The organism is Methylobacterium sp. ap11, assembly GCF_900110515.1.
GTDB lineage: Bacteria > Pseudomonadota > Alphaproteobacteria > Rhizobiales > Beijerinckiaceae > Methylobacterium > Methylobacterium ajmalii.
In genome coordinates, this window is sequence record NZ_FOEB01000025.1 from 54,991 (window position 1) to 79,423 (window position 24,433).

Genomic DNA, 24,433 nt, shown 5'->3' on the forward strand with positions numbered 1-24,433 from the left:
GGCTCAGCGCCCGGTCTTGCCGGCATCAGCCAGCGGAATCGCGCTCCAGCGGGTGATCTGCACGTAGCCGTCGCGGGCCGCCACCAAGACCTGGCGGCGGTAGGTATGCACCACCGTGCCGGGGGCGTGGCGATGGGCCTCGGTCCAGCCCTGGGCCTCCTGGACGAAGACCCGGCCGTCGTTGATCCGCGCCAGGGTCTCGATAGCGCCGAAGGCCCGGACGCGGCGCAGGATCGCCTCGACCGGCTGGCGGAAATCGAGGGTGCGGTCGAGGTCGCTCACCCGCGGCCAGTAGGCGCCGTCACCCTGGGGCTCGGCCCGGCGCCACAGGGCGGGCAGGTCGCGGGCGATCGGCCCGCGGGCGAGCCGCACCGCCGCCATCTGGCAGCGGGCGAGCAGGGTCTCGTGGGTCTCGGCGCCCGAGATCGGGAAGAGGTCCTGGGCCAGGATGTCGCCGGTGTCGAACCCGTCCTCGGCCAGCACGTGGGCGGTGACGCCCCAACTCTCGTAGGAATCCAGGATGGCGCGAAACAGCGGGTAGGGCCCGCGCCCGTCCGGCAGCGGCGAGGGATGGAAGTTGAGGGCGTAGCGCACCCGACCCGGCCAGCCGGTGATCAGCCAGGGGTAGCCCGCCACCACCAGCGCCCAGTCGCGGCCGTGCTCGGCCGACAGCGCCTCGATGTCCGACACCCGCAGGCGGGAGAGCTGCATCGGCACCCGGTGGCGCCGCGCCAGGGCCACCACCGCGTCGTTCTGGTCGTAGATCCCGTCGCAGGGGCGGGTGAACAGCTTGATCGGCTGCCAGCCCGACGCGACCAGGGCCTCGAACACCCCGCCGAGGAAATCGATGCCCGCGAAGGCGAATTTCACGTCACGGCTCCTTCCGATCCGCAGACCCGCACCGCCCGCCGCTCCCTGCGTCAGTTCGGCCCGGCCCCGGCGCCCCCGAACGCCCTAGCTAGCGTTATGGGCAGGCGGAAGGGAGCCGCAATGGCGCGCGAGACGATTCACGGTGCGGCCCGCCGCCGCCGATCTCCCGTGCGCCACCTGCGTCTCGTCCTCGGCGACCAGCTCCATCCCCGGCTCGCCACCCTCACCGACCTCGATCCCGACGCCGACACGGTGCTGATGGTCGAGGTTGCGGACGAGGCGACCTACGTGCGCCACCACAAGCAGAAGCTGGTGCTGGTGTTCTCGGCCATGCGCCATTTCGCGGCCGAACTGCGCGAGCGCGGCATCCGGGTCGATTACGTGGAGCTGGAGGACCCGGACAACACCGGCTCGTTCACCGGCGAGGTCGCCCGCGCGCTCGCCCGCCACACGCCCGACCGGATCGTCGTCACCGAGGCCGGCGAGTACCGTGTCGAGGCGATGATGCGCGACTGGGAGGAGGCGCTCGGCCTGCCCGTCGAGATCCGCGACGATACCCGCTTCCTGTGCCCGCGTCCGGTCTTCGCCCGGTGGGCCGAGGGGCGCGAGGCGCTGCGGATGGAGACGTTCTACCGCGCCATGCGCAGGCGCACGGGCTTCCTGATGGAGGGGCGCGACCCGGTCGGCGGCCAGTGGAACTTCGACCACGACAACCGCCGCCGTCTGCCCGCCGGGCACGCCGTGCCGGAGCGCCGCCGCTTCGCGCCCGACGCCGTCACCCGGGAGGTGATGGCCCTCGTCGCCTGCCGCTTTCCCGACCATTTCGGCGACCTCGACGGCTTCGAATGGCCGGTGACCCGCACCGAGGCGCTCGAGGCCCTGCGGCACTTCCTCGACGACTGCCTGCCGGAATTCGGCGACTACCAGGACGCGATGCGCGCGGGCTCGCCGTTCCTGTATCATGGGCTGATCGCGCCCGCGCTCAACCTCGGCCTCCTCGACGCCGAGGAGGTCTGCCGCGCGGCGGAAGACCGGTGGCGCGAGGGCGCGGCGCCGCTCAACGCGGTCGAGGGCTTCATCCGCCAGATCCTCGGCTGGCGCGAATACGTCCGCGGGCTCTACTGGGCCCGGATGCCGGACTATTCCGAGACCAACGCGCTCGAGGCGACCCGCGACCTGCCGTGGTTCTACTGGTCGGGCGAGACCGCCATGGCCTGCCTCGGCGAGTGCGTGCGCGACACCAAGGCCCATGCCCACGCCCACCACATCCAGCGGCTGATGGTGCTCGGCAACTTCGCGCTGCTCGCCGGAATCGCGCCGCGCCAGGTCGAGGAATGGTTCCTGGTCGTCTATGCCGACGCCTACGAATGGGTGGAGCTTCCCAACGTCCACGGCATGGCGTTGTGGGCCGATGGCGGGCTCCTCGGCTCCAAGCCCTACGCCGCCTCGGGCGCCTATATCGACCGGATGTCGGATTACTGCCGGGGTTGCGCCTACGACGTGAAGGCGAAGAGCGGCGAGACGGCGTGCCCGTTCAACTACCTGTACTGGAACTTCCTGATCACCCACGAGGAGCGCCTGGGTCGCAACCCGCGCCTCGCAATGCCGTACCGGACCTTGGCCAAGATGGCGCCGGCGCGCCGGTCCGAGGTGCTGGCGGATTCGGCCCGCTTCCTCGACGGCTTGAGCGCCTCAGAGGGGGAGCCAGGCGGTCAGCGTGCCGTAGACGCCCGGGCGCCGGATCGGCTCCTCGTAGACCCAGCCGGCTGAGACCCGCAGGCGCAGGTCGGCCGGGAACACGGCGGGCAGTGCGACGTCGGTGGCGTGCAGGCCGAGGCTCCATTTCCGGTAGCCGGCAAGGTCGGCGTAGAGCGCGGCCTCCGGCCCGAGATAGGCCGCGCCGAGGCCCACCCCCTGCAAGCCGGGGACCTGCATCCCCCAGGACACCCGGCCCCAGGCGCTGCCGCGGGCGGTGCCGGCGATGAGCGTGGCCGTGACGAGGGTCGCCTCGCTCGGCCGGGCCCACAGCTCCGCCTGGACCCTGGCCCCGAGCCGCGGCGCCGGGAGCTCCTTCGTTCCGGGACTGTCCAGCACCTCGAAGGCGAGTTCCGGCCCGGCGAACAGTGCGACGACGCCCCAATCGTACATCCACTGCCGGCCGGCCACGGCGCCGGCCAGGACGGTGTGGCGGAAGATCCGAGGCGGGCGCCCGCCCGCGGCGGCGCGCGGATCGCCCCACCAGTCGCGTTCGGTCCGCGTTCCGTAGCCGAGGGTCGCCAGGGCGACGACGCCGTCGCGGTCCACGCCGTCGGGAGCGTATTTGGCGCCGGCGCTGACGAAGGTGGAGCGGCCGGCATCCAGGCTGCCGAACAACACCGTCCGCACCTCGTCCCGGCCGTCCGCGCGCACCCCGCCGGCGCAGCCGAGGCACGCCGCCGTATAGATCAGGGCGGGGCGGGCCGAGGAAAGGGGCACGGCGACCGGGGCGATCGTTGCGAAGATGGAAATATCTTTTCCATCGAACCCAGCGTCAATCGCGAATGCCCGTCGCCGCACAGCCAAGCGCCCACCGGCCCTCGTCCATCCTCGACATCCGGGATTCGGGCCTGCTTGGCGGGTCCCCGGCCTTTCGCCGGAGCCGTGCTCGACGGGCCGGCGGAGGAACCGTCAGCACTCGCGGAGCACGGCTGCTAATACTTGAAAAAACAACGATTTAGCGGTGATTTCCGCTTGAGCTTAACCATCGATTAACCGCACCATCGGACCCTTGGTCGGCAAAGCGCTTCGCACCCCGAGAAGGATCTTCGACACACGAGGAGGTTCCATGGTCTCGAAGGAGTTCAGGCAGCAGATCGAGGGCTACGGCCTGACAACGGCCCACATCCTCTACCGCATCCCCGATCACCCCGGCGTCCTCCAGACCTTCGTCTGGCAGGAATACGACCTCGCGCCGCGCTTCCCCGTCCTCACCAGCTTCCTCGAGTTCTGGAAGCGCGAGCTCGACGGCCCCCTGCACTCGGTCCGGGTGGCGCATTCCCGGCTGATCAAGCCGGCGGAGTTCCACGCCGTGAACGGCGTGCTGACGCTGCATTGAGCCCGGGACGGGCCGAAGAATTTTCGGCCCCTGCCCTACGATTGCCGCCTTGGCCGTGTGTGAGACCCGCTACGGCCGCGCCCTCACGGGCGCGGCGCTCACGTCGGTGAACCATGCACAGGCGCCTCCTCTCCGCCGCCGGCCCGCTTCGACGGCGGCTCGCGCCCCTTGCCGCCGGTCCGGCCCATCCGGACCGGGCCACGGCCTCCCACGCCCGCGGGTTGGCCCGCGCGGCGGAGTGGGCTAGAGGGGGCCGCGCGACCCCGGCCAGGGCCGCAGCGACTCCGCCGGCGAGCGTCGCGCCCTCGATCGAGGAGGCCGCGATTTCCCCCGGGAGCGCCTCCCCGGCACCGGACGACCAGAGCCCCGTGACGCAATCCGCCCGCACCTCCGAGATCCTGACGGTCCTCGCCGCCCAGGACACCGAGCGGCTGACCGTCGGCGAGATCGTGGCGGTCCTGCGCGACCGGGCCTTCGCGCTCCTCGTCGTGCTGCTCGGCCTGCCCAACTGCCTGCCGATGCCGCCGCCGATCCCGCTGATCTGCGGCCTGCTGCTCGCCCTCGTGGCGGCGCAGATCGCCGCCGGCATGTCGGCGCCGTGGCTGCCGCGCTCGCTGCTCGGCCGCTCGATCGCCCGCTCCGACCTGCAACGGGCGGTCTCCCGCGCGGTGCCGCTGCTGCGCCGGCTCGAACGCTGGTCGCGGCCGCGGCTGCGGGTGTTCGAGAACGACATCGGCATGCGCACCATGGGCGTGCTGATCCTCGCCCTGTCGCTGGTGCTGATCGTCGCCGCCCCCCTGGTCGGCCAGATCCCGCTCGGGCTCGCCGTCACGCTGGTCGGCCTCGGCCTCGTCGAGCGCGACGGCATCGTGGTGGCGGCCGGACTCGGCATCGGCGTGCTCGGCGTGCTGCTCAACCTCGGCTTCGTCTACGCGGTGTTCACCGCCGTGATGGGCCTCCTGAACCTCGGTGCTGCCGCGGCGGCGTAAGGTCCTCTCACGTCCGAGTGAGGGACGGTGCCCGGCGCGATCCATGCCGGGGCCCGAGCCGAGGGCGGCGCGGGCGCCGGTATGGCATCGGAGCCCGGCGTTACGGCCAACCCAGGCACAGGCGGACGGCGCGATGTCCCTCTCGATCAACCTTCCGCTGATCCTCTCGGCAGCCTTCGTCGCCAGCGCGAGCCCCGGGCCCGCGACCCTGGCGATCGCCGACACCGCGATGCAGGCCGGGCGCCGGACCGGCCTCGCCCTCGCGCTGGGCGTCGTGACCGGCTCGCTCGCCTGGTCGATCGCCGCGGCGCTCGGGCTTGCGGCCATCATGGCGTCGAGCGCCTGGATGCTCGAGGCGATGCGCTATTGTGGCGGCGGCTACCTGCTGTATCTCGCCTACCGGTCGGCCCGCAGCGCGATCCGCGGGTCCGTGGCCCGGACGCCCGCGGTCGCCGACGTCTCCGCGCCGCGGGCCTACGCCAAGGGCCTCGCCCTGCACCTCACCAACCCGAAGGCGATCCTGTTCTTCGGCTCGCTCTACACGCTCGGGCTGTCGCCGCGGACCTCCGCCGCCGAGCTGATCCTGGTGATCGCCGCCGTCGGCCTGCAGAGCGCCGCGATCTTCACCAGCTACGCGCTGCTGTTCTCGCACGGCCGCATCGCCCGGGCCTACCTGCGCCTGCGGCGCTGGTTCGAGGGGGCCTTCGCCCTGCTCTTCGCCGGGGCCGGCCTGCGGGTCCTGACGACACGCCTGCCGGTCTGACCGGCTCAGACGAGACCGGCGAGGGCCGCCGGCGTATCGACGTCGATCAGCACCCCGGCCTCGTCCACCGCCAGTTCGAGCACGTCGTCGCGCCGCGCCAGCAGCGGGCCGGCGCCGCGGTCGCCGGTGAGGTCGGCGATGCCGGCCGAGAGGAGACGGCGGTTGAGCAGGACCGGGTTGCCGCGCCGGCCGTCCTTGACCGGCACCACCGCCGCGGGCGCGACCGGGGCGGCACGGAATGCCTCGGCGAGCCGTACGGGCAGGCCGGATCCGACCCGGGGCATGTCGCCGAGGAGCACGATCACCCCCGTGACGGCCTCCGGCAGGGCGGCGAGCCCGGCGCGGAGCGAGGTGGAGAGGCCGGCGGCGTAATCCGGGTTGTCGACAATGGTCAGCGGCAGCCCGGCCAGCGCCTCGCGTACCTGCGCGCCGGCGTGACCCAGCACCGCCACGACCGGGCCGAGGCCGGCCTGCACCGCCGCCTCGGCGGCGTGGCGCACCAGCGGCTTGCCGTCGAGGAGGCTCAGGAGCTTGGGGCTCGCGCCGAAGCGGGTGCCGCGCCCGGCGGCGAGCAGCACGATGCCGACCGGGTCAGGCATCGTCGGCACTCTCCCCGCCGTCCCGCGGCTGGGGCCGCGACACGATCTCCATCAGGAGCCCGCCGACCCCGAACCCGACGATGTCGTCGCGGGTGACGGGCAGGCCGGCGAGCAGCCGCTGCAGCACCCAGTCGAACCCGTTCTCCTTCGGTGAGCGGGCGCAGCCCGGCGCCCCGATCACCGGTACGGGGTTCGCAGCGTCCGGGTCGAGCCGGCCGAGCAGCAGCAGGTTGCCGGGATCGACCGGCATGCCGAGATGGTCGACCACGCCGCCGGCGGTCTCGATTCCCGCCGGGATCACGTCGCGCCGGTCGGCGATGGCGGAGGCGCCGAACACCACCGCCAGTTCCGCCCCGTCGCGCTCCACAGCATTCCGCAGGGCGTCCGCCACCGCGCCGGCCTCGTGCGCCACCCGGGCCTCGCCGACGATGCGGGCCCCGGCGGGGGCCAGGCGCGCGTCGAGGGTCCGCAGGGTCTTGTCGACGACGCTCGGCTTGAGGCCCGGCAGCAGGGTCGAGATCGCCGCGACCCGGCTCAGGCGGTAGGGCGCGACCCGGATCGCCGGGGCGGCGACGGCGAGCGCCCGGTCGAGCACCGCGCCCGGCACCGCGTAGGGGATGATCTTGACGGTCGCCACCATCTCGCCGGGCACCACCGGCTTGAACGGCACCAGGGTCGCGAGGGTGACCGCCTCGTCGACCCTGTTCACCGCGCCGATCACGCCTTCGTCGAGGCAGAGCAGGCCGGCTTGCGCGGCATGCAGGTTGGCCCGGCCGGTGAAGGGCGGCTCGGCGCCGACGCCCGGTCCCGCGACGGCCGCGGCGAGCCTTTGCGCCGCCTCGTCCTCGCCGACATCGCCCGATTCGAGAGCGACCGCCACCACTTCGCCGACGCCGGCGGCTTCGAGGCGGGCGGCGTCGTCCGGGGCGATCGGCCGGCCCTTCCTCACCACCGCGTCGCCGGCCCGCACGGAGTGCGCGGCGATGAGGCCGGCGGCCTCTCCGATCGGGACCGGGCCGAACCTCATGCCGGGGCCCGGCGGCGATCCTGCCGCAGGCTCGCGATCACCTGGGCCAGCACCGACACGGCGATCTCGGCCGGGCTGACCGCCCCGATATCGAGGCCGATCGGCGCGGCGATGCGGGCGATCCGCTCCTCCGTGAGACCCGCGGCGGTCAGGCGCTCGACGCGCCGGCCGTGCGTCTTCCGCGAGCCGAGCGCCCCGACATAGAAGCACTCGGCCTTCAGCGCCGCGATCAGCGCCGGGTCGTCGATCTTCGGGTCGTGGGTCAGGGCCGCGACCGCCGTGTAGCGGTCGAGGGCCGGCAACTGCGCCAGGGCATCGTCGGGCCAGAGCGGCAGCAGGGCGACGTCGGGAAAGCGCTCCGGCGTCGCGAAGGCGGTGCGCGGGTCGATGATGGTGACGTCGAGGTCGGTCGCCTGCGCCATCGGCGCCAGCGCCTGGCTGATATGGACGGCGCCGATCACCACGAGCCGCGGCGGCGGCACCTGCACGGTGAGGAACAGCGAGCGGCCGTCGGCCTCGACGATCCCGCTCTTGCCCGAGCGGAATCGGGCGCCGAGTTCGGCGGCCAGCGGATCGGACGCGGCCTCGGCCTCGCGCACCAGGCGCTGCGCGCCGTCGGCGGTGTCGGTGACCAGGATGACGGCGCGGCGGGCGGCGCGCTCCCGGTTCATCTCCCGCAGGATGTCGAGTTTCACGCGACCGGCTCGACCAGCACGCGGATGCGCCCGCCGCAGGACAGGCCGACCCGCCAGGCGGTCTCGTCGGCGACGCCGAATTCGAGCACCCGGGGCTTGCCGTCCTCGATCACGTCGGCGGCCTCGGCGATGACCGCGCCCTCGACGCAGCCGCCCGAGACCGACCCGAGGAAGTTGCCCTCCTGGTCGATGATCAGGTGCGAGCCGACCGGGCGCGGGGCTGAGCCCCAGGTCTCGATCACGGTGGCGAGCGCCACGCCGCGGCCGGCCTCGCGCCAGGCCTCCGCGGTGGCGAGGATGTCGGTATCGGTCGACAGCATCGGACAAACGTCTCCAGGGCCGTTAGCCCCTCACAGGAGGTAGGATCTAGCTGGCCTCGCGCAACCACGTCTTGGGCGCGCGGCCGCGCGGCTGGTGCGCGCCGAGCGCGCGGCAGAGGTCCGCCATCGCCGACAGGCTGTGGATCGGCCGGAAATCGTCGACATGCGGCAGCATCGCCCGGATGCCGCTCGCCCGCGCGGAAAAGCCCTCGAAGCGCAGCAGCGGGTTGAGCCAGACCAGCCGCCGGCACGAGCGCCGCAGCCGGTCCATCTCGTGGGTCAGCTCCGGCGTCACCTCGCGCTCGAGTCCGTCGGTGAACAGCAGCACCACCGCGCCGCCGCCGAGCACCCGGCGCGACCAGTGCCGGTTGAACAGGTGCAGCGCCTCGGCGATGCGGGTGCCGCCCTCCCAATCCTGCGCCCGGGCGCTGGCGCGCGACAGCGCCTCGTCGGGGTCGCGGCGGGTCAGCTCGCGGGTGATGTTGGTGAGCCGGGTCGCGAAGACGAAGCTGTGCACCCGGCGCTGCTCGCTCATCGCGTGCAGGAAGTGCAGGAACAGGCGCGAATACTCCGCCATCGAGCCTGAGATGTCGCAGAGCGCCACGATCGGTGGCGGCCGCTGCCGCGGCGCCCGGAAGGCGAGGTCGATGGCGCCGCTGGCCCGCACCGTGCGCTGGAAGCTGCGGCGCGGATCGATGCGCCCGCGCGGCCGGGCCTCGAACCGCCGGGTCCGGGTGGCGTCGTCGGGAAGCCGCAGGTTCGCGATCAGGCGGCGGGCCTGCGCGACCTCCTCCGCGCTCATCTGGGCGAAGTCCTTGGCCTTCAGCACCTCGGCCTGCGACACCGACAGGGTGACGGTGGTGAGGTCTTCCTCGGTCAGCTTGGGCTTGGGCCGCTCCGTCTTCGGCGACAGCGCCTCCTGCACCCGCAGCGCCCCGGCATTCGGGGGTTTGGGCGGCGCCTTGTCGGGGGCGACCGGCGACATCTGGGCGATCATCTTCTCGATGAGGTCGCGCCGGCGCCAGAACAGCCGGAACGCCTCGGCGAACAGGGCCGAATGCTCGCGCCGGCGCACCAGCACGGCGTGCAGCGTCCAGTAGAAATCCTCGCGGGTGCCGATGGCGGCGGCCTCGACCGCCGCGACGGCGTCGATCACGTCGCCGGGCCCGACCGGGACGCCGGCGGCGCGCAGGGCCCGGGCGAAGTAGGCGATGTTGTCCGGGAGCCGGCCGGAGCCCGCTTGCGCCTCGCTCATCCGGCGGAGGACCGCACCTCGTCGAGGAGCGCCTTCGCCCGCCCGCCCTGCATCGCCTGGATGTCGTCCTGGTACTTGAGGAGAACGCCGAGCGTGTCGATGACGAGCGTCGGATCGAGGGCGACGGCGTCGAGTTCCACGAGGGCGGTCGCCCAGTCCAGCGTCTCGGCGACGCCCGGCGCCTTGAACAGGTCCTCCTTGCGGATCGCCTGCACGAAGGCGACGACCTGGCGCGACAGCGCCTCGGGCGCGTGCGGCAGGCGGGTGCGCAGAATCTGCAATTCGCGCTCTGCGTCCGGGTAGTCGACCCAGTGGTAGAGGCAGCGGCGCTTCAGCGCGTCGTGGATCTCGCGGGTGCGGTTCGAGGTCAGGATCACCAGCGGCGGCTCGGGCGCGCGGATCGTCCCGAGTTCGGGGATCGTGACCTGGAAGTCGGACAGCACTTCGAGCAGGAACGCCTCGAACGCCTCGTCGGTGCGGTCCAGCTCGTCGATCAGCAGCACCGGCGCCCCGCCCTCCCCCGGCTCCAGGGCCTGGAGCAGCGGCCGTCGGATCAGGTAGCGTTCGGAGAAGAGGTCGGATTCGAGCCGCTCGCGGTCGACGGCGCCGCCGGCCTCGGCCAGCCGAATCGCCATCATCTGGCCGGCATAGTTCCACTCGTAGACGGCCGCCGCGACGTCGAGCCCCTCGTAGCATTGCAGCCGGATCAGCGGCCGGCCGAGGGATTTGGCCAGCACCTTGGCGATCTCGGTCTTGCCGACGCCCGCCTCGCCTTCGAGGAAGAGCGGACGCCCCAGCTTGAGCGACAGAAAAACCACCGTGGAGAGCGCCCGGTCGGCGACGTAGCCGGCCGAGGAGAGCAGCGCCTGGGTGGCGTCGATGGAGGGGGGGAGAGTCATCGTGGCGGGGGCTGCTTCTCGCGGGGGGCGGTCGCGTCCGCCGGAATATCTGGACGGTGGGATATTGAGGCGAGGCGCCGCCCGTCCAGTCCCTCCCCCCTCTGCGGGGGAGGGTGGTCCCTGCGTCAGCAGGGGCCGGGAGAGGGGACGCCGTTTCCGGAGAGGTCGCGACCATTCTGACGGGCGCAACCTGGACCAGCGTCGCGCTGCCCCTCTCCCGGCCCCCGCCGGGGGCCACCCTCCCCCGCAGAGGGGGGAGGGTTCTCACACGCGCGCCGCGCCTGGCCGATTACCGATCCGCCGCCTTCTGCACCGCGCGGCGCGCCATCACGCCGATCAGGTGGGCCCGGTAATCGGCGTCCGCGTGGATGTCGCTGTTGAGCCCGCTCGCCGACGGCGACATCCCCTCCAGCGACTTCGCGGCGAAGCGCTTGCCCAAAGCCTCCTCGGCCTCGGTCCAGCGAAACACGCCGTTGGACCCGGAGCCGGTCACCGTGACGCGGATGTCGCTCGGACGCTTGGCCACGAACACGCCGACGAGGGCGTAGCGCGAGGCCGGGTTGCGGAATTTCTCGTACGCCGCCTTGTGGGGGATCGGGAACGAGACGCCGGTGACGATTTCGCCTTCCTCCAGCGCGGTCTCGAACAGGCCGGTGAAGAACTCTTCCGAGCTGAGCTTGCGCTTGTTGGTGCTGATCGTGGCGCCGAGCGCGAGACAGGCGGCCGGGTAGTCCGCCGCCGGATCGTTGTTGGCGACCGAGCCGCCGATCGTGCCGCGGTGGCGCACCGCCGGGTCGCCGATCAGCGCCGCGAGTTCGGCGAGCGCGGGGATCGCTTCCTTCACGTCGTTCGACGCGGCCACCGCGCCGTGGGTGGTCATGGCGCCGATGGTGATCGAGCGCGGGCTGCGCTCGATGCCGACGAGGTCCGGCACCTTGCCGAGATCGATCAGCGTGCCGGGGGCGGCCAGGCGCTGCTTCATCGTCGGGATCAGGGTGTGGCCGCCGGCGACGAGCTTGGCGTCCTCGCCGGCGAGCAGGCTCGCGGCGTCCTTGAGGCTGGTCGGCTGGTGATAGGCGAAAGCGTACATGATGCTCTCCAGGCTTGATCTTATTCGGCGGCTTCCGGGCGCAGGTGGGGGCTCGCCTGCGCCGCCCGCCACACCGCCAGCGGGGTCGCCGGCATCGCGATGTTCTCGTGGCCGAGCGCGTCGGTGAGCGCGTTCATCACGGCGGCAGGCGCCGCGATGGCGCCGGCCTCGCCGCAGCCCTTGATGCCGAGCGGGTTCGACGGGCACGGCGTCACCGTCATGCCGACCTCGAACGAGGGCAGGTCGGCCGCCCGCGGCATGCGGTAATCCATGAAGCTCGCGGTGACGAGCTGGCCGTCGGAATCGTAGAGCGCGCCCTCGAACAGCGCCTGGCCGACGCCCTGCGCGATGCCGCCATGGACCTGGCCCTCGACGATCATCGGGTTGATGACGTTGCCGAAATCGTCCACCGCCGTGAACTTCTCGATGGTGACGACACCGGTATCGGGATCGACCTCGAGCTCGCAGATATGCATGCCGGCCGGGAAGGTGAAGTTGGTGGGATCGTAGAACGCTCCCTCCTTCAGGCCGGGTTCGAGCTGCGCGCCGCTGAACTTGTGGGCGACGTAGGCCTGCAGCGCCACTTCGCCGAAAGCGAGCGACTTGTCGGTGCCGGCGACCGAGAAGCGGCCGTCCTTGAACTCGATGTCGTCCTCGCCGGCTTCCATCGCGTAGGCCGCGACCTTGCGGCCCTTGGCCACCACCTTGTCGATCGCCTTGGCGATGGCCGACATGCCGACCGCGCCGGAGCGCGAGCCGTAGGTGCCCATGCCGAACTGCACCTTGTCGGTGTCGCCGTGCACGATGGTGACGCTCTCGATCGGCACGCCGAGCCGGTCGGAGACGAGCTGGGCGAAGGTGGTCTCGTGCCCTTGCCCGTGGCTGTGCGAGCCGGTCAGCACCTCGATCGACCCGGTCGGGTTGACCCGCACCTCGGCCGATTCCCACAGGCCCACGCCGGCGCCGAGCGAGCCCACCGCCTGCGAGGGGGCGATGCCGCAGGCCTCGATGTAGGACGAGAAGCCGATGCCGCGCAGCTTGCCGTTGCGGGCGCTCTCGCGCCGACGCCGGGCGAAGCCCTTGTGGTCGGCGATCTCCAGCGCCTTGTCGAGGGAGGCCGAGTAGTCGCCGCCGTCATACATCATGATGACGGGGGTCTGGTGCGGGAAGCTCTTGATGTAGTTCTTGCGCCGGAACTTCGACGGATCCTGATTCAGCTCGCGCGCCGCGACCTCGACCAGCCGCTCGATGACGAAGGTCGCCTCCGGCCGCCCGGCGCCGCGATAGGCGTCGACCGGCGCGGTGTTGGTGTAGACCCCATCCACCTCGCAGTAGATTGCCGGGATGTTGTACTGGCCCGACAGCAGCGGCGCGTAGAGGTAGGTCGGCACCGACGACGAGAAGGTCGACAGGTAGGCGCCGAGATTGGCGATGGTGTGGACCTTCAGCGCGAGGATCTTGCCGCCCTCGTCCATCGCCATCTCGGCGTGTGTGACGTGGTCGCGGCCGTGGGCGTCGCACAGGAACGCCTCGGTGCGGTCGCTCGTCCACTTCACCGGCCGCCCGACCTTCTTGGCCGCCCAGACGCAGACCGTCTCCTCGGCGTAGATGAAGATCTTCGAGCCGAACCCGCCGCCGACGTCGGGCGCCACCACCCTGAGCTTGTTCTCCGGCGCGATGCCGATGAAGGCCGAGAGCACGAGGCGGGCGACGTGCGGGTTCTGGCTCGTGGTGTAGAGGGTGAAGGCTTCTTCCGCCTCGTCGTACTCGCCGACCGCCGCGCGGGGCTCGATCGGGTTCGGCACCAGGCGGTTGTTGACGATGTCGAGCTTGGTGACGTGCGCCGCCCGGGCGAAGGCCGCCTCGACGTCCGACTGGTTGCCGAGATGCCAGTTGAAGACGGTGTTGTCCGGGGCGACGTCGTGCACCACCGTACCGGCGCCCGCGGCCTTCGCCGTCTCGACCACGGCGGGCAGCACGTCGTAATCGACCGTGATGGCCTCGGCGGCGTCCTTGGCCTGGGCCAGGGTCTCGGCGATGACCACCGCGACGTGGTCGCCGACGTAGCGCACCTTGCCCTGCGCCAGCGCCGGGTGGGCGCCGGCCTTCATCGGCGTGCCGTCCTTGGAATGGATCATCCAGCCGCAGATCAGGCCGCCGACCTTGTCGGCCGCCAGGTCCTCGCCGGTCAGGATGCCGACGACGCCGGGCATCTCCGACGCGGCCGCGGTGTCGATGCCGCGGATCGTGGCATGGGCATGGGGGGAGCGCAGGAAGTAGGCGTGGGCCTGGCCCGGACGGTTGTAGTCGTCGACGTAGCGGCCCTTGCCGGTGATGAAGCGCTGGTCTTCCTTGCGGCGCACCGAGGCGCCGATACCCGTGGCGGTCATGGCGTTGAGTCTCCCGGATCTGGCCTCGCGGCCGGCGCGTCGGGGCCGGCCTCGTTCTCAGGCGGCGTCTTGTTGTTGGTCCGGATGGCGCGGACGGTCTTTTGAAAGGGCTCAGATCTTAACCCTCCCCCTCTGCGGGGGAGGGTGGCCTGCGGAGCAGGCCGGGAGAGGGGAACCACGCTCCCGGATAAGACTGAACCGCTCTGGCAGGCGCCTCCCGATCAGCGTCGCGCTGCCCCGCTCCCGCCCCGCATTCGCGGAGCACCCTCCCCCGCAGAGGGGGGAGGGTTCAGCGTGGCGCTACTCCGCCGCGACCTTCTGCGGCTCGGCGGCCATGTTCTCGGCCCCAGCCGCGATCGCCTTGACGATGTTGTGGTAGCCGGTGCAGCGGCAGATGTTGCCCTCCAGCTCGTGCCGGATGGTCTGCTCGTCCAGCGCATTGCCCTTGCGGCGCACCAGGTCCACGGCGGTCATGATCATGCCGGGGGTGCAGTAGCCGCACTGGAGGCCGTGGTGCTCGCGGAAGGCCGCCTGCATCGGGTGCAGCTCGCCGCCGGAGGCCAGGCCCTCGATGGTGGTGACCGACCGGCCGTCGCACTGCACGGCGAGCACGGTGCAGGCCTTGATCGCCTCGCCGTCGAGGTGGACCACGCAGGCACCGCACTGGCTGGTGTCGCAGCCGACATGGGTGCCGGTGAGGCGAAGGGTCTCGCGCAGGTACTGCACCAGCAGCGTGCGCGGATCGATGTCGGCGGTCACGGCCTTGCCGTTCACCGTCAGGCTGACAGCGCTCATGGGTGACGTCCTCCTCCTGGACCAGGACACTTGGCCGAAGACCCGCGGGCCCTTTGGGGCGGACCCTGTCGCTCGTGGTGGCCGGGCCGGCCGTGCCTCTCTGGAATCGCTCGAATTCGAGTGTCGACCGCCCGGAAGCGCCGGTCAAGGCGCGGCGCTCCGGCTTTTTGGCGCGCAAACCGGCCGTTTCCGGCCGATTCGGGTCACGATGCCCGTTCGCCTCGCAACAAGTTGATCGCGGACGATCGAAAACCGCCTCAGGCCGCCGTGGTCTCGCCCGCGGCGCCGCCCTGGACCTCCTTGGCGAACGTGTCGAAGAAGTTGTCGGCGTACTTCTTCGCCACGCCGTTGATCAGGCGTCCGCCGAGCTGGGCGATCTTGCCGCCGACGCTGGCCTCTACGTCGTAGGTCATCTTGGTCTGGCCGCCCTCGGCGGGCTCCAGCCGCACCACCGCCCCGCCCTTGGCGAAGCCCGCGACGCCGCCCTGGCCCTCGCCGACGATGCGGTAGCCGTTCGGCGGGTCGATGTCGGTGAGCGTCACCTTGCCCTTGAAGGTCGCCTTGACCGGGCCGACCGCGATCTTGGCCGACGCCTGGAGCTCGTTGTCCCCAACCTTCTCGAGCGTCTCGCAGCCCGGAATGCAGCGCTTGAGCACCTCCGGATCGTTGAGCTTCTCCCAGACGGTCTGCTGGTCGGCGGGCAGCACGACCTCGCCGGTCATCGTCATCGCCATGGCGGCGTCCTCCTCCCCGATGTGGTTGCCGGTCTCCTGACCGGACGTCGCCGGGGAGGGTAGCGGAGCCGTAGCGTCAGGACCAGCCGATCAATCGCACACCTACCCGGCGGCACCGGATTGTAGAGTGGTGCGGTGCTTGCTAAGCCTCGCCGCAAGGGACGGCCGTGACACCCGGATGACGGGGCGCGGCTCGGGGAGGTCCGGGCCGCGAGGCCCGCGAACGGAGAACGTGACCGCATGGAGGTCTTCGCGCAGCAGCTCATCAACGGGCTGACGCTGGGGTCGATCTACGGCCTCATCGCCATCGGCTACACGATGGTGTTCGGTATCATCGGCATGATCAACTTCGCCCACGGCGACGTGTTCATGCTCTCGGCCTTCATCGCGCTGATCACCTTCCTGATCGTCACGACCTGGCTCGGCATCTCGTCGATCGCCCTGGCGCTGCTGATCGTGCTGATCGTCGCGATGGCGCTCACCGCCCTGTGGGGCTGGTCGATCGAGCGGATCGCCTACCGGCCGCTGCGCGGCTCGTTCCGCCTAGCGCCGCTGATCTCGGCGATCGGCGTCTCGATCTTCCTGTCGAACTTCGTCCAGGTGGTGCAGGGCGCCCGCAACAAGCCGACCCCGCCGATGATGCGCGACGTGATCACGCTGTGGACCGGCGAGAACGGCTACGCCGTCGCCCTGTCCTACAAGCAGATCATCATCATGCTGACGACCGTCGTGCTGCTCGCCGGGTTCTGGTACCTGGTGCAGAAGACCCCGCTCGGCCGCGCGCAGCGCGCCTGCGAGCAGGACCGCAAGATGGCGGCGCTGCTCGGCATCGACGTCGACCGCACCATCTCGCTCACCTTCGTGCTCGGTGCGGCGCTGGCCGCGGTCGCCGGCACGATGTACCTCCTCTATTACGGCGTCGTCTCGTTCTCGGACGGCTTCACGCCCGGCGTGAAGGCCTTCACGGCCGCGGTGCTCGGCGGCATCGGCAGCCTGCCCGGCGCGGTGCTCGGCGGTCTCCTCATCGGCCTGATCGAGACCTTCTGGTCGGCGTACTTCTCCATCGAGTACAAGGACGTCGCGGCGTTCTCGATCCTCGCGATCGTGCTCATCTTCATGCCCTCCGGCATCCTCGGCCGGCCCGAGGTCGAGAAGGTCTGATGGCGAACCCGGCCAACACCCTGGCGGCCACGCCCGCCGCCGACCGCACCGCCCCCGACATGGCGGCGATCGTCAAGGACGCGGCGCTGTTCGCGCTCGTCACCTTCGGCCTGTGCGTGCCGATCATCGCCTTCCGCACCGATCTGAGCCAGACCGCGGCCCTCGACCTCGTGCCGCGCTGGGGCCTCGTCGCGATCCTGTGCGGGCTCGTCTTCGCGGCGCGGCTCGCCCAACGGCTGATCGTCGCCAACCGCGACGCCCGGCGGGCCCTGACCCCCTCGCCGACCCAGGCGACGGAGGCGGTCCACGCCGAGCCGAACGCCTCGCAGAAGGTCTCGTCCTACGCGCTGCCCGCCTTCCTCGGCGTGACGCTCGCCTTCCCGCTGCTGGCGGTGCTCGGCACCGGGGGCCTCGGCGAGTCGCGCTACTGGATCGACCTCGGCATCCTGATCCTCACCTACGTGATGCTGGGCTGGGGCCTCAACATCGTGGTCGGGCTCGCGGGCCTCCTTGATCTCGGCTACGTCGCGTTCTACGCGGTGGGCGCGTATTCCTACGCCCTGCTGTCGACGGTGTTCGGCCTGTCGTTCTGGGTCTGCCTGCCGCTCGCCGGCCTGTTCGCGGGCCTGTGGGGCATGGTGCTGGGCTTCCCGGTCCTGCGCCTGCGCGGCGACTACCTCGCCATCGTGACGCTCGCCTTCGGCGAGATCATCCGGCTGGTGCTCATCAACTGGACCGATTTCTCCGGGGGCGCGGCCGGTATCTCGTCGATCCCGCGCGCCACCTTCTTCGGGGTCCCGTTCACGGCGGACGAGGACGGGTTCGCGGCCAAGTTCGGGCTCGACTTCAGCCCGATGCACCGGGTGATCTTCCTCTACTACCTGATCCTGGCGCTGGCGCTGATCACCAACGGCGTGACGCTGCGGCTGCGCCGCCTGCCGATCGGCCGGGCCTGGGAAGCGCTGCGCGAGGACGAGATCGCCTGCCGCTCGCTCGGCATCAACACCACCAACACCAAGCTCACGGCCTTCGCGCTCGGCGCGATGTTCGGCGGCTTCGCCGGCTCGTTCTTCGCCGTGCGCCAGGGCTTCGTCAGCCCGGAGAGCTTCAACTTCCTCGAGAGCGCGATCATCCTGGCGATCGTGGTGCTCGGCGGCATGGGCTCGCAGATCGGCGTCGCGGTCGCCGCGGTGGCGATGGTCGGCGGGCCGGAGATGCTGCGCAACCTCGGCTTCCTCAAGGCGGTGTTCGGCGACGGGTTCGATCCGAGCGAGTACCGCCTGCTCCTGTTCGGCCTCGCCATGGTGGTGATGATGATCTGGCGCCCCCGCGGCCTGATCTCGGAACGCGCGCCCTCGATCGTCCTCAAGGAGCGCAAGCGCATCTCGGGCTCCCTCGTGAAGGAGGGCCACGGCTGATGTCGGCCCCGATGTCCTCCTCGTCCCTCGCCTCCCCCCGCATGGCCGACCCGGTCCTGACGGTGGACCACGTCACCATGCGGTTCGGGGGCCTCGTCGCCGTCAACGACCTGTCGTTCAAGGTCGGTCGCGGCGACATCACGGCCTTGATCGGCCCGAACGGCGCCGGCAAGACCACGGTGTTCAACTGCATCACCGGCTTCTACAAGCCGACCGAAGGCATGATGACCCTGCGCCACCGCGACGGGTCGGAATACCTTCTGGAGCAGCTGCCGGGCTACGCGGTGAACCGGACGGCGCGGGTCGCCCGCACCTTCCAGAACATCCGGCTGTTCACCGGCATGACCGTGCTGGAGAACCTGCTGGTGGCCCAGCACAACCCGCTGATGGTCTCGTCGGGCTTCACGATCGGCGGGCTGCTCGGCCTGCCGTCGTACCGGCGCGCCGAGGCGGTGGCGGTGGAGCGGGCCAAGGACTGGCTGACGCGCATCCACCTGATGGACCGGGCCGACGATCCGGCCGGCGCCCTGCCCTACGGCGACCAGCGCCGGCTCGAGATCGCCCGCGCCATGTGCACCGACCCGGTCCTGCTCTGCCTCGACGAGCCGGCCGCCGGCCTCAACCCGCGGGAATCGCTGCTGCTCAACGACCTGCTGCGGGCGATCCGCGACGACCACGACACCTCGGTCCTGCTGATCGAGCACGACATGTCGGTGGTGATGGAGATCTCCGACCACGTCGTGGTGCTCGATTACGGCACCAAGATCGCCGACGGCACGCCGTCGGAGATCCAGAGCGACCAGAGCGTGATCGCCGCCTATCTCGGCGTCGAGGACGACGAGGTGGAGCAGGTCGAGGCGGAGGTGGGAGTATGAGCGTCGCCGGCATCAACGTCCTTCAGGACGAGACCCGCGCCCGGGCGGCCGGCACCCGGGCCCCGCTCCTGACGGTGCGGGGGGTCAAGACCTTTTACGGCAACATCATCGCGCTCAAGGGCGTCGACCTCGACGTCAACGAGGGCGAGATTGTCACGCTGATCGGCGCCAACGGCGCCGGGAAGTCGACCCTGATGATGACGATCTTCGGCAGCCCCCGGGCGCGCGAGGGCACGATCACCTATGCGGGCCGGGACATCACCAAGATGCCGACCCACGAGATCGCCCGCCTCAACCTGGCGCAGTCGCCGGAAGGGCGGCGGATCTTTCCGCGCATGACCGTCTACGAGAACCTGCAGATGGGGGCGGCCGTCAACGGCGGCGCGCATTTCGAGCAGGACCTGGAGCGGGTCTGCGGGATGTTCCCGCGCCTCAAGGAGCGGCTCTACCAGCGCGGCGGCACGATGTCGGGCGGCGAGCAGCAGATGCTGGCCATCGCCCGTGCCCTGATGAGCCGGCCGCGGCTCCTGCTCCTCGACGAGCCGTCGCTGGGGCTGGCCCCGCTCATCGTCAAGCAGATCTTCTCCGCCATCAAGGAGCTCAACGAGCGCGACGGCATGACGGTGTTCCTCGTCGAGCAGAACGCCTACCACGCCCTCAAGCTCGCGCATCGCGGCTACGTCATGGTGACGGGCACCATCACCATGTCGGGCACCGGCAAGCAGCTCCTCGACGACCCGTCGGTGAAGGCCGCCTATCTCGAGGGAGGACGGCACTGATGCAGGGGATCCTCTACGAGGAGAGCACGATCTGGCTCTTCCTCCTCGTCACGGTGGTGATGGGCGGCTGGATGGCCTGGATGATCGGGCGCGGCATCGCGCTCGGCTGGAAGCCGTACTGGCAGGCGATCCTGTCGCTGCTGCTGCTGGGCGTCGCCGTGCGCTTCATCCACCACGCCCTGTTCGAGGGCTCGTTCCTGTCGCCGCACTACTACGTGGTCGACACGATCGTGCTCCTGCTCATCGGCTCGGCCGGCTACCGCGCCACCCGCGCCCGGCAGATGACGACCCAGTACCGCTGGCTCTACGAGCGGAACAGCCCCTTCTCCTGGCGGGCGAAGGCGGGAGCCTGACCCCCAGGCGTCCACGCCCGAGCGCGTCCGCGCCGCCTTCCACGCGCCCAGCACCGGGCGCACTACCGATCCGGGACGACGTCCCGGTACCGATCCGGGGCCCCACGCCCCGGTCTCCCGGCCGAAAGGGCCCGCGAGCCCGACCTTGGTTGTTCCAGAGGAGTACTGAGATGAAGCGCACGCTGTTGGCCGGCTTCGCCCTCGCGGCCACCTTCGCCTTTGCCGGATCGGCGCAGGCGCAGATCAAGATCGGCGTGGCCGGCCCGATCACCGGCAACAACGCCGCCTTCGGCGCCCAGCTCAAGAACGGCGCCGAGCAGGCGGTCGCCGACATCAACAAGGCCGGCGGCATCAACGGCCAGAAAATCGTCCTGGTCGTCGGCGACGACGCCTCCGACCCGAAGCAGGGCGTCTCGGTCGCCAACAAGTTCGCCGCCGACGGCGTGAAGGCCGTGGTCGGACACTTCAACTCCGGCGTCTCGATCCCGGCCTCCGACGTCTACGCCGAGTCCGGCATCGTCGAGATCACCCCGGCCTCGACCAATCCGAAATACACCGACCGCAAGCTGTGGAACACCTTCCGCACCTGCGGCCGCGACGACCAGCAGGGCGCGGTCGCCGGCGCCTGGCTCGCCGAGAAGTTCAAGGGCAAGAACATCGCCTTCGTCCACGACAAGACCCCGTACGGCCGCGGCCTGGCCGACGAGACCCTCAAGGCCCTGAAGGCCAAGGGCGGCAAGGACGTGGTGTTCGAGGGCATCAACCCGGGCGAGAAGGACTATTCGGCGCTCGTCTCGAAGCTGAAGCAGGCCAAGGCCGACGTGGTCTATTACGGCGGCCTGCACACCGAGGCCGGCCTGATCGTGCGCCAGATGCGCGACCAGGGCCTCAACGCCCCGCTGATGAGCGGCGACGGCATCACCGACAAGGAGTTCGCCCAGATCGCCGGCCCGGGCGCCGACGGCACCCTGATGACCTTCTCGCCGGACGCCCGCAAGAACCCGAACGCCAAGGACGTGGTCGCGGCCTTCAAGGCCAAGAACATCGATCCCGAGGCCTACACCCTCTACTCCTACGCCGCCGTCCAGATCCTGAAGGCCGCGATGGAAGCCACCAAGTCGACCGACGGCAAGAAGGTCGCGACCTACATGCTCGAGGGCAAGCCGTTCAAGACCGTGATCGGCGATATCTCGTACGACAAGAAGGGCGACATCACCCGTCCCGACTACGTCATGTACATGTGGAAGAAGGGCGCCGACGGCCGGATCGACTACACCGGCAACGAGCAGACCCAGTAAAGTCCGGTCTCCCGGGACCGGCCCGGCGCGCCCGCGCGCCGGGCCTTTTTCCGTTGACGAAGCCGTGCGTTCGTCACGTCCACGGCTTGCGCGTCCCAACGCCTCACCTTACATGCACGGGTAAGCGTCAGAAGGCCATCAGCGCGCCCGGCACCTCGGCCGAGCACCCGTACGGCCGGCCGCGTCGCGACCCAGTTTCGAAGATGTGCTCCCGGCGGCGCCGACCGCGACGGCGACCCGGGTGGAGAGTGTGAATGGCGAAAGAAGAGTTGATGCAGTTCGACGGTCTCGTGCTCGAGATCCTGCCGGACGCGCGTTACCGCGTGCAGCTCGACCAGGGCCACGAGATCGTGGCCTACACGGCCGGCAAGATGAAGAAGAACCGCATCAAGACTCTGGCCGGCGACCGCGTCACCGTCGAGATGTCGCCCTACGACCTCGAGAAGGGCCGTCTGGTGTTCCGCCACAAGGACGAGCGCTCCTCGGGCCCGCGTCCGCCGTTCCGCGGCGGCAGCCAGTTCCGCCGGCGCTGATCCTTCTCCAACAAGACCGATGTCTGTGCGGGGCTGGGGTGAGAACCCTGGCCTTTTGCGCATCTGCACTCATGTGCCCGTGATCCCCTGCCCTGCGACCCTTGCCCTGCGACCCTTGCGAGGCCTGCCATGACCCGTCCCCTGGTGATCGCCCCCTCGATCCTCTCGGCCGACTTCGCGCGGCTCGGCGAGGAGGTCCGCGACGTGGTCGCGGCCGGGGCCGACTGGGTCCATATCGACGTGATGGACGGGCATTTCGTGCCCAACCTCACCTTCGGCCCGGTCGTGGTGAAGGCTCTGCGGCCGCATACCAGCGCGGTGTTCGACGTCCACCTGATGATCGCTCCGGCCGATCCCTATCTGGCGGCCTTCGCGGAGGCCGGCGCCGACATCATCACGGTCCATGCCGAGGCGGGCCCGCACCTGCACCGCTCGCTCCAGACCATCCGGGCGCTCGGCAAGAAGGCGGGCGTGGCCATCAATCCGGGCTCGCCGGCGAGCCTCGTCGAGCCGGTGCTCGACATGGTCGACCTCGTGCTGTGCATGACCGTCAACCCGGGCTTCGGCGGCCAGAGCTTCATCGGCTCGGTCTGCGAGACGGTCTCGCGGGTGCGCGCCATGGTCGGCGGCCGCGACATCGACATCGAGGTCGATGGCGGCGTGACCGCGGAGACCGCGCCGGCCGTCGTGAAGGCGGGGGCGAACGCGCTCGTCGCCGGCTCGGCCACCTTCAAGGGCGGGCGCGAGGCTTACGCTCCCAACATCGCGGCGATCCGCCGGGCGGCGGAGGGGGCGATCGGGCAGTGGGTATGAATCCGGCTTGCGGGTGGATCGTCACTGACCGAAGGTAATTGCCGGCTCTCGGTTTCGGACTGCGCCATGACGATCCGGTTCATCGCACTCGATGCCATGGCGGAATGTCCACCTGGCATGCTCGATCGGATCGTCGGGTGCCTGGACACCGCAGCCGCCGGGATCGTCCCGCGTCTCGGCCTCGACCGCGTCGACGTCGTGGTTGCTCCCACCCCGGCCCGTTGGCTCATTCCGGGCTGGAACCTCAACGCCTACGCACACGGCATCGCGCGCCTGACGATCGGCGTCGATACGATGGACCTGGACGCCTGGACTCCCTCCTGGTCGGAACAGCTGACGACGACGCTGGCCCACGAACTGCACCATCTGCGCCGGTTCCGAGGGCCCGGCCCGCACGACACGTTCGGCGCCAACCTCCTGGCCGAGGGGCTCGCGCAATGCTTTCAGGAGGAGGTCGGTTGCCCGACCCCCAACTACGCCCTCGCAGTGCGCGGCCCGCGCTTGTCGGCACTTGCCGGCCTCGCCCGCGATGCGTGGGCAGAGACACGTTACGACCATAACCGCTGGTTCTACGGCGACCGTTCCGATCCCGCTTGGCCGTGGAGCGGCGGCTACTCGCTCGGCTACGAGCTGGTCCGGCGATACCTCGCCACCCGAGGCATGACCGCCTCGGAGGCCGCGACGCTATCGGCCAAGGAGGCGTGGCCGGTGCTCGCGCCGATCTTGGAAACGCTGGCGGTGGAGCAGCGAGACCTGCCCTGACTGCGTCGTGAACGTGCCGAGACGGCCGACGCTTCGGCTACGCCGACGATGCCTTGGTCCGCTGCCACCGTCGCGCAAGTCCTGCAAAGAGGAGAGGCGTGAGGAGCAATGCCGCGTCCATCGCTCCGCTCTCCCACAGCAGGGCCAGCTCTCCTTCCCGCCGGATCTCGCCGGACCATTCCCAAACCGTCCAGAGCACGATCAAGCTCCAGATCGCGGTGACCGGCCATAACAGCAACGCCCGGCGCCATCCGCTCGCTGCCGCAAAGGCGGTCATCACGAGAAGGGCCCAAGTGACGTTCCACTGACCCGCGCGTGTCTCATCGAGCTTGTCCGAGACTTCGGCGAGCGCCGTCGCGACCGGAAGGACGACGAACAGGACGGCCGCTGCGGGACGGGCCATCCGCATCCCGATAGTCAGCGCCCGATCGCCCGCCGGACCGCCCCCGGATTCACCCGCGGGCTCCGGGGCGGGGCGGCCTTCACCGCGACCTTTGCCGCCCGCCGGTCGAGCCGGGCGGCCGAACGGCGGAGCGTCGTCAGGCCGAGCGCCGCCGCGCCGGCGACGAGGCACGGCACCAGGACCAGGGCGTAGATCGTCAGGCTCATCATCGCAGGGTCGTCAACGTCAGCCTCGCACCGAAGTGTAGACCAACGCCGAGCACGAACCAAACGGCCATCAGCGCGAGGGCGGGCGCAGTGACGCGGCCCGTCGCCGCCATGGCGGCGGTGAGCGGGGCGACGATGCCCGTGATGGTGAAGCCCGCCGCTCCGATATTCATCAGGTTGGCGGTCAGCTTCACCTGCTCGTTGTGGACGAGGATGTCGCGGGCGAGTTCGGCCCGCTCGCGCGCCTCGTCGGAGTCCGGGTCATCCTCCCGGTCGCCGTCCCCTCGGGGTCGCGGTCCACCCACCATGCGC

The 24,433-nt window shown here is 70.7% G+C and carries 28 protein-coding genes; 13 read left to right on the top strand and 15 right to left on the bottom strand.

Going from position 1 to position 24,433, the window contains the following annotated elements; all coding sequences use genetic code 11:
• Positions 1–3 precede the first annotated feature (3 nt).
• Positions 4–870, bottom strand: a complete 867-nt coding sequence (locus BMX97_RS26375; RefSeq protein WP_091754157.1) for a methionyl-tRNA formyltransferase — start codon at positions 868–870, stop codon at positions 4–6.
• Positions 871–990: 120 nt separating this feature from the next.
• Between BMX97_RS26375 and BMX97_RS26380 the strand changes: the two genes are divergently transcribed.
• A complete protein-coding gene (locus BMX97_RS26380) occupies positions 991–2,640 on the top strand; it encodes a cryptochrome/photolyase family protein (protein WP_177202362.1) in 1,650 nt (549 codons plus the stop codon).
• On the opposite strand, the gene bcsS is transcribed toward BMX97_RS26380, so the two are convergent.
• Positions 2,563–3,345 (bottom strand): cellulose biosynthesis protein BcsS, encoded by a 783-nt coding sequence (gene bcsS, locus BMX97_RS26385; protein WP_091754159.1) that lies wholly within the window; start codon positions 3,343–3,345, stop codon positions 2,563–2,565. The genes BMX97_RS26380 and bcsS overlap by 78 nt on opposite strands.
• 349 nt (positions 3,346–3,694) lie before the next feature.
• Here bcsS and BMX97_RS26390 point away from each other — a divergent pair, with 349 nt between their 5' ends.
• From BMX97_RS26390 to BMX97_RS26400, 3 genes are all read left to right on the top strand, one after another.
• Positions 3,695–3,964, top strand: a complete 270-nt coding sequence (locus tag BMX97_RS26390; protein ID WP_091754160.1) for an usg protein — start codon at positions 3,695–3,697, stop codon at positions 3,962–3,964.
• 368 nt (positions 3,965–4,332) lie between these two features.
• The gene (locus BMX97_RS26395; protein WP_091754161.1) at positions 4,333–4,953 is read left to right on the top strand and encodes an exopolysaccharide biosynthesis protein; all 621 of its coding nucleotides are present in this window, start codon (positions 4,333–4,335) and stop codon (positions 4,951–4,953) included.
• A gap of 133 nt (positions 4,954–5,086) precedes the next feature.
• On the top strand, positions 5,087–5,716 hold the full coding sequence (locus tag BMX97_RS26400; RefSeq protein WP_091754162.1) for a LysE family translocator: 630 nt from the start codon (positions 5,087–5,089) through the stop codon (positions 5,714–5,716).
• Positions 5,717–5,721: 5 nt separating this feature from the next.
• Here BMX97_RS26400 and BMX97_RS26405 read toward each other — a convergent pair whose 3' ends face one another.
• The 10 genes from BMX97_RS26405 to BMX97_RS26450 form a co-directional block, all read right to left on the bottom strand.
• Positions 5,722–6,315, bottom strand: coding sequence for a nucleotidyltransferase family protein (locus tag BMX97_RS26405; protein ID WP_091754163.1), 594 nt, complete (start codon positions 6,313–6,315; stop codon positions 5,722–5,724).
• Entirely contained in the window at positions 6,308–7,342 is a 1,035-nt protein-coding gene (locus BMX97_RS26410; RefSeq protein ID WP_091754164.1) for a molybdopterin-binding protein, read from the bottom strand. Before BMX97_RS26410 ends, BMX97_RS26405 begins: the two co-directional genes overlap by 8 nt.
• Positions 7,339–8,037 carry an XdhC family protein gene (locus BMX97_RS26415; RefSeq protein WP_091754165.1) on the bottom strand — a complete coding sequence of 233 codons (699 nt, stop codon included), beginning with the start codon at positions 8,035–8,037 and terminating at the stop codon, positions 7,339–7,341. The genes BMX97_RS26410 and BMX97_RS26415 overlap by 4 nt, the downstream gene beginning before the upstream one ends.
• On the bottom strand, positions 8,034–8,357 hold the full coding sequence (locus BMX97_RS26420) for an XdhC family protein (protein WP_048452524.1): 324 nt from the start codon (positions 8,355–8,357) through the stop codon (positions 8,034–8,036). The genes BMX97_RS26415 and BMX97_RS26420 overlap by 4 nt, the downstream gene beginning before the upstream one ends.
• 46 nt (positions 8,358–8,403) lie before the next feature.
• Positions 8,404–9,612, bottom strand: a complete 1,209-nt coding sequence (locus BMX97_RS26425) for a vWA domain-containing protein (protein WP_091754166.1) — start codon at positions 9,610–9,612, stop codon at positions 8,404–8,406.
• Positions 9,609–10,511 (bottom strand): AAA family ATPase, encoded by a 903-nt coding sequence (locus tag BMX97_RS26430; protein WP_091754167.1) that lies wholly within the window; start codon positions 10,509–10,511, stop codon positions 9,609–9,611. Before BMX97_RS26430 ends, BMX97_RS26425 begins: the two co-directional genes overlap by 4 nt.
• Positions 10,512–10,800: 289 nt before the next feature.
• Positions 10,801–11,601 (bottom strand): FAD binding domain-containing protein, encoded by an 801-nt coding sequence (locus BMX97_RS26435; RefSeq protein ID WP_091754168.1) that lies wholly within the window; start codon positions 11,599–11,601, stop codon positions 10,801–10,803.
• Positions 11,602–11,621: 20 nt separating this feature from the next.
• The gene (locus BMX97_RS26440; RefSeq protein WP_091754169.1) at positions 11,622–13,991 is read right to left on the bottom strand and encodes a xanthine dehydrogenase family protein molybdopterin-binding subunit; all 2,370 of its coding nucleotides are present in this window, start codon (positions 13,989–13,991) and stop codon (positions 11,622–11,624) included.
• A 300-nt stretch (positions 13,992–14,291) separates the two neighbouring features.
• Positions 14,292–14,786 carry a (2Fe-2S)-binding protein gene (locus BMX97_RS26445; RefSeq protein ID WP_091754170.1) on the bottom strand — a complete coding sequence of 165 codons (495 nt, stop codon included), beginning with the start codon at positions 14,784–14,786 and terminating at the stop codon, positions 14,292–14,294.
• A 257-nt stretch (positions 14,787–15,043) separates the two neighbouring features.
• Positions 15,044–15,520: an SRPBCC family protein gene (locus BMX97_RS26450; RefSeq protein WP_091754171.1), complete on the bottom strand. Its 477-nt coding sequence runs from the start codon at positions 15,518–15,520 to the stop codon at positions 15,044–15,046.
• Between the two features lie 240 nt (positions 15,521–15,760).
• Here BMX97_RS26450 and BMX97_RS26455 point away from each other — a divergent pair, with 240 nt between their 5' ends.
• The 9 genes from BMX97_RS26455 (at position 15,761) to BMX97_RS26495 (ending at position 23,512) form a co-directional block, all read left to right on the top strand.
• Positions 15,761–16,681 (top strand): branched-chain amino acid ABC transporter permease, encoded by a 921-nt coding sequence (locus BMX97_RS26455; RefSeq protein ID WP_048429299.1) that lies wholly within the window; start codon positions 15,761–15,763, stop codon positions 16,679–16,681.
• Entirely contained in the window at positions 16,681–18,099 is a 1,419-nt protein-coding gene (gene livM, locus BMX97_RS26460; RefSeq protein WP_091754172.1) for a high-affinity branched-chain amino acid ABC transporter permease LivM, read from the top strand. Before BMX97_RS26455 ends, livM begins: the two co-directional genes overlap by 1 nt.
• The gene (locus BMX97_RS26465; RefSeq protein ID WP_280142817.1) at positions 18,099–18,974 is read left to right on the top strand and encodes an ABC transporter ATP-binding protein; all 876 of its coding nucleotides are present in this window, start codon (positions 18,099–18,101) and stop codon (positions 18,972–18,974) included. The genes livM and BMX97_RS26465 overlap by 1 nt, the downstream gene beginning before the upstream one ends.
• Complete coding sequence (locus BMX97_RS26470) at positions 18,971–19,753, top strand: ABC transporter ATP-binding protein (RefSeq protein WP_091754173.1); 783 nt, start codon at positions 18,971–18,973, stop codon at positions 19,751–19,753. Before BMX97_RS26465 ends, BMX97_RS26470 begins: the two co-directional genes overlap by 4 nt.
• Positions 19,753–20,106, top strand: coding sequence for a DUF6867 family protein (locus BMX97_RS26475; protein ID WP_091754174.1), 354 nt, complete (start codon positions 19,753–19,755; stop codon positions 20,104–20,106). Before BMX97_RS26470 ends, BMX97_RS26475 begins: the two co-directional genes overlap by 1 nt.
• A gap of 170 nt (positions 20,107–20,276) precedes the next feature.
• Entirely contained in the window at positions 20,277–21,404 is a 1,128-nt protein-coding gene (locus BMX97_RS26480; protein WP_091754175.1) for a branched-chain amino acid ABC transporter substrate-binding protein, read from the top strand.
• 254 nt (positions 21,405–21,658) lie between these two features.
• Positions 21,659–21,937, top strand: a complete 279-nt coding sequence (gene infA, locus BMX97_RS26485) for a translation initiation factor IF-1 (protein ID WP_048429304.1) — start codon at positions 21,659–21,661, stop codon at positions 21,935–21,937.
• Positions 21,938–22,066: 129 nt separating this feature from the next.
• Positions 22,067–22,750 (top strand): ribulose-phosphate 3-epimerase, encoded by a 684-nt coding sequence (gene rpe, locus BMX97_RS26490; protein WP_091754176.1) that lies wholly within the window; start codon positions 22,067–22,069, stop codon positions 22,748–22,750.
• 66 nt (positions 22,751–22,816) lie between these two features.
• The gene (locus BMX97_RS26495) at positions 22,817–23,512 is read left to right on the top strand and encodes a DUF2268 domain-containing putative Zn-dependent protease (RefSeq protein WP_091754177.1); all 696 of its coding nucleotides are present in this window, start codon (positions 22,817–22,819) and stop codon (positions 23,510–23,512) included.
• Between the two features lie 37 nt (positions 23,513–23,549).
• Here the strand turns inward: BMX97_RS26495 and BMX97_RS26500 are convergent, their stop codons facing one another.
• The 3 genes from BMX97_RS26500 to BMX97_RS26510 are packed head-to-tail and all read right to left on the bottom strand — an operon-like array spanning position 23,550 to position 24,429.
• Complete coding sequence (locus BMX97_RS26500) at positions 23,550–23,915, bottom strand: hypothetical protein (RefSeq protein WP_143074718.1); 366 nt, start codon at positions 23,913–23,915, stop codon at positions 23,550–23,552.
• 14 nt (positions 23,916–23,929) lie between these two features.
• The gene (locus BMX97_RS26505; RefSeq protein WP_091754179.1) at positions 23,930–24,124 is read right to left on the bottom strand and encodes a hypothetical protein; all 195 of its coding nucleotides are present in this window, start codon (positions 24,122–24,124) and stop codon (positions 23,930–23,932) included.
• Positions 24,121–24,429 (bottom strand): hypothetical protein, encoded by a 309-nt coding sequence (locus BMX97_RS26510; protein WP_091754180.1) that lies wholly within the window; start codon positions 24,427–24,429, stop codon positions 24,121–24,123. The genes BMX97_RS26505 and BMX97_RS26510 overlap by 4 nt, the downstream gene beginning before the upstream one ends.
• Positions 24,430–24,433: the final 4 nt, after the last annotated feature.

Excerpts from the sequence above, each read along its gene's own strand:
- BMX97_RS26470 (WP_091754173.1), top strand. The coding sequence starts at position 18,971 with ATGAGCGTCGCCGGCATCAACGTCCTTCAGGACGAGACCCGCGCCCGG.
- BMX97_RS26410 (WP_091754164.1), bottom strand. The coding sequence starts at position 7,342 with ATGAGGTTCGGCCCGGTCCCGATCGGAGAGGCCGCCGGCCTCATCGCC.
- BMX97_RS26430 (WP_091754167.1), bottom strand. The coding sequence starts at position 10,511 with ATGACTCTCCCCCCCTCCATCGACGCCACCCAGGCGCTGCTCTCCTCG.
- BMX97_RS26475 (WP_091754174.1), top strand. The coding sequence starts at position 19,753 with ATGCAGGGGATCCTCTACGAGGAGAGCACGATCTGGCTCTTCCTCCTC.
- BMX97_RS26455 (WP_048429299.1), top strand. The coding sequence starts at position 15,761 with ATGGAGGTCTTCGCGCAGCAGCTCATCAACGGGCTGACGCTGGGGTCG.
- BMX97_RS26450 (WP_091754171.1), bottom strand. The coding sequence starts at position 15,520 with ATGGCGATGACGATGACCGGCGAGGTCGTGCTGCCCGCCGACCAGCAG.
- BMX97_RS26505 (WP_091754179.1), bottom strand. The coding sequence starts at position 24,124 with ATGATGAGCCTGACGATCTACGCCCTGGTCCTGGTGCCGTGCCTCGTC.
- BMX97_RS26390 (WP_091754160.1), top strand. The coding sequence starts at position 3,695 with ATGGTCTCGAAGGAGTTCAGGCAGCAGATCGAGGGCTACGGCCTGACA.
- BMX97_RS26500 (WP_143074718.1), bottom strand. The coding sequence starts at position 23,915 with ATGGCCCGTCCCGCAGCGGCCGTCCTGTTCGTCGTCCTTCCGGTCGCG.
- livM (WP_091754172.1), top strand. The coding sequence starts at position 16,681 with ATGGCGAACCCGGCCAACACCCTGGCGGCCACGCCCGCCGCCGACCGC.
- BMX97_RS26480 (WP_091754175.1), top strand. The coding sequence starts at position 20,277 with ATGAAGCGCACGCTGTTGGCCGGCTTCGCCCTCGCGGCCACCTTCGCC.
- BMX97_RS26495 (WP_091754177.1), top strand. The coding sequence starts at position 22,817 with ATGACGATCCGGTTCATCGCACTCGATGCCATGGCGGAATGTCCACCT.
- BMX97_RS26405 (WP_091754163.1), bottom strand. The coding sequence starts at position 6,315 with ATGCCTGACCCGGTCGGCATCGTGCTGCTCGCCGCCGGGCGCGGCACC.
- BMX97_RS26400 (WP_091754162.1), top strand. The coding sequence starts at position 5,087 with ATGTCCCTCTCGATCAACCTTCCGCTGATCCTCTCGGCAGCCTTCGTC.
- rpe (WP_091754176.1), top strand. The coding sequence starts at position 22,067 with ATGACCCGTCCCCTGGTGATCGCCCCCTCGATCCTCTCGGCCGACTTC.
- BMX97_RS26435 (WP_091754168.1), bottom strand. The coding sequence starts at position 11,601 with ATGTACGCTTTCGCCTATCACCAGCCGACCAGCCTCAAGGACGCCGCG.
- infA (WP_048429304.1), top strand. The coding sequence starts at position 21,659 with ATGGCGAAAGAAGAGTTGATGCAGTTCGACGGTCTCGTGCTCGAGATC.
- BMX97_RS26425 (WP_091754166.1), bottom strand. The coding sequence starts at position 9,612 with ATGAGCGAGGCGCAAGCGGGCTCCGGCCGGCTCCCGGACAACATCGCC.
- BMX97_RS26510 (WP_091754180.1), bottom strand. The coding sequence starts at position 24,429 with ATGGTGGGTGGACCGCGACCCCGAGGGGACGGCGACCGGGAGGATGAC.
- BMX97_RS26440 (WP_091754169.1), bottom strand. The coding sequence starts at position 13,991 with ATGACCGCCACGGGTATCGGCGCCTCGGTGCGCCGCAAGGAAGACCAG.
- BMX97_RS26465 (WP_280142817.1), top strand. The coding sequence starts at position 18,099 with ATGTCGGCCCCGATGTCCTCCTCGTCCCTCGCCTCCCCCCGCATGGCC.
- BMX97_RS26380 (WP_177202362.1), top strand. The coding sequence starts at position 991 with ATGGCGCGCGAGACGATTCACGGTGCGGCCCGCCGCCGCCGATCTCCC.
- BMX97_RS26420 (WP_048452524.1), bottom strand. The coding sequence starts at position 8,357 with ATGCTGTCGACCGATACCGACATCCTCGCCACCGCGGAGGCCTGGCGC.
- BMX97_RS26445 (WP_091754170.1), bottom strand. The coding sequence starts at position 14,786 with ATGAGCGCTGTCAGCCTGACGGTGAACGGCAAGGCCGTGACCGCCGAC.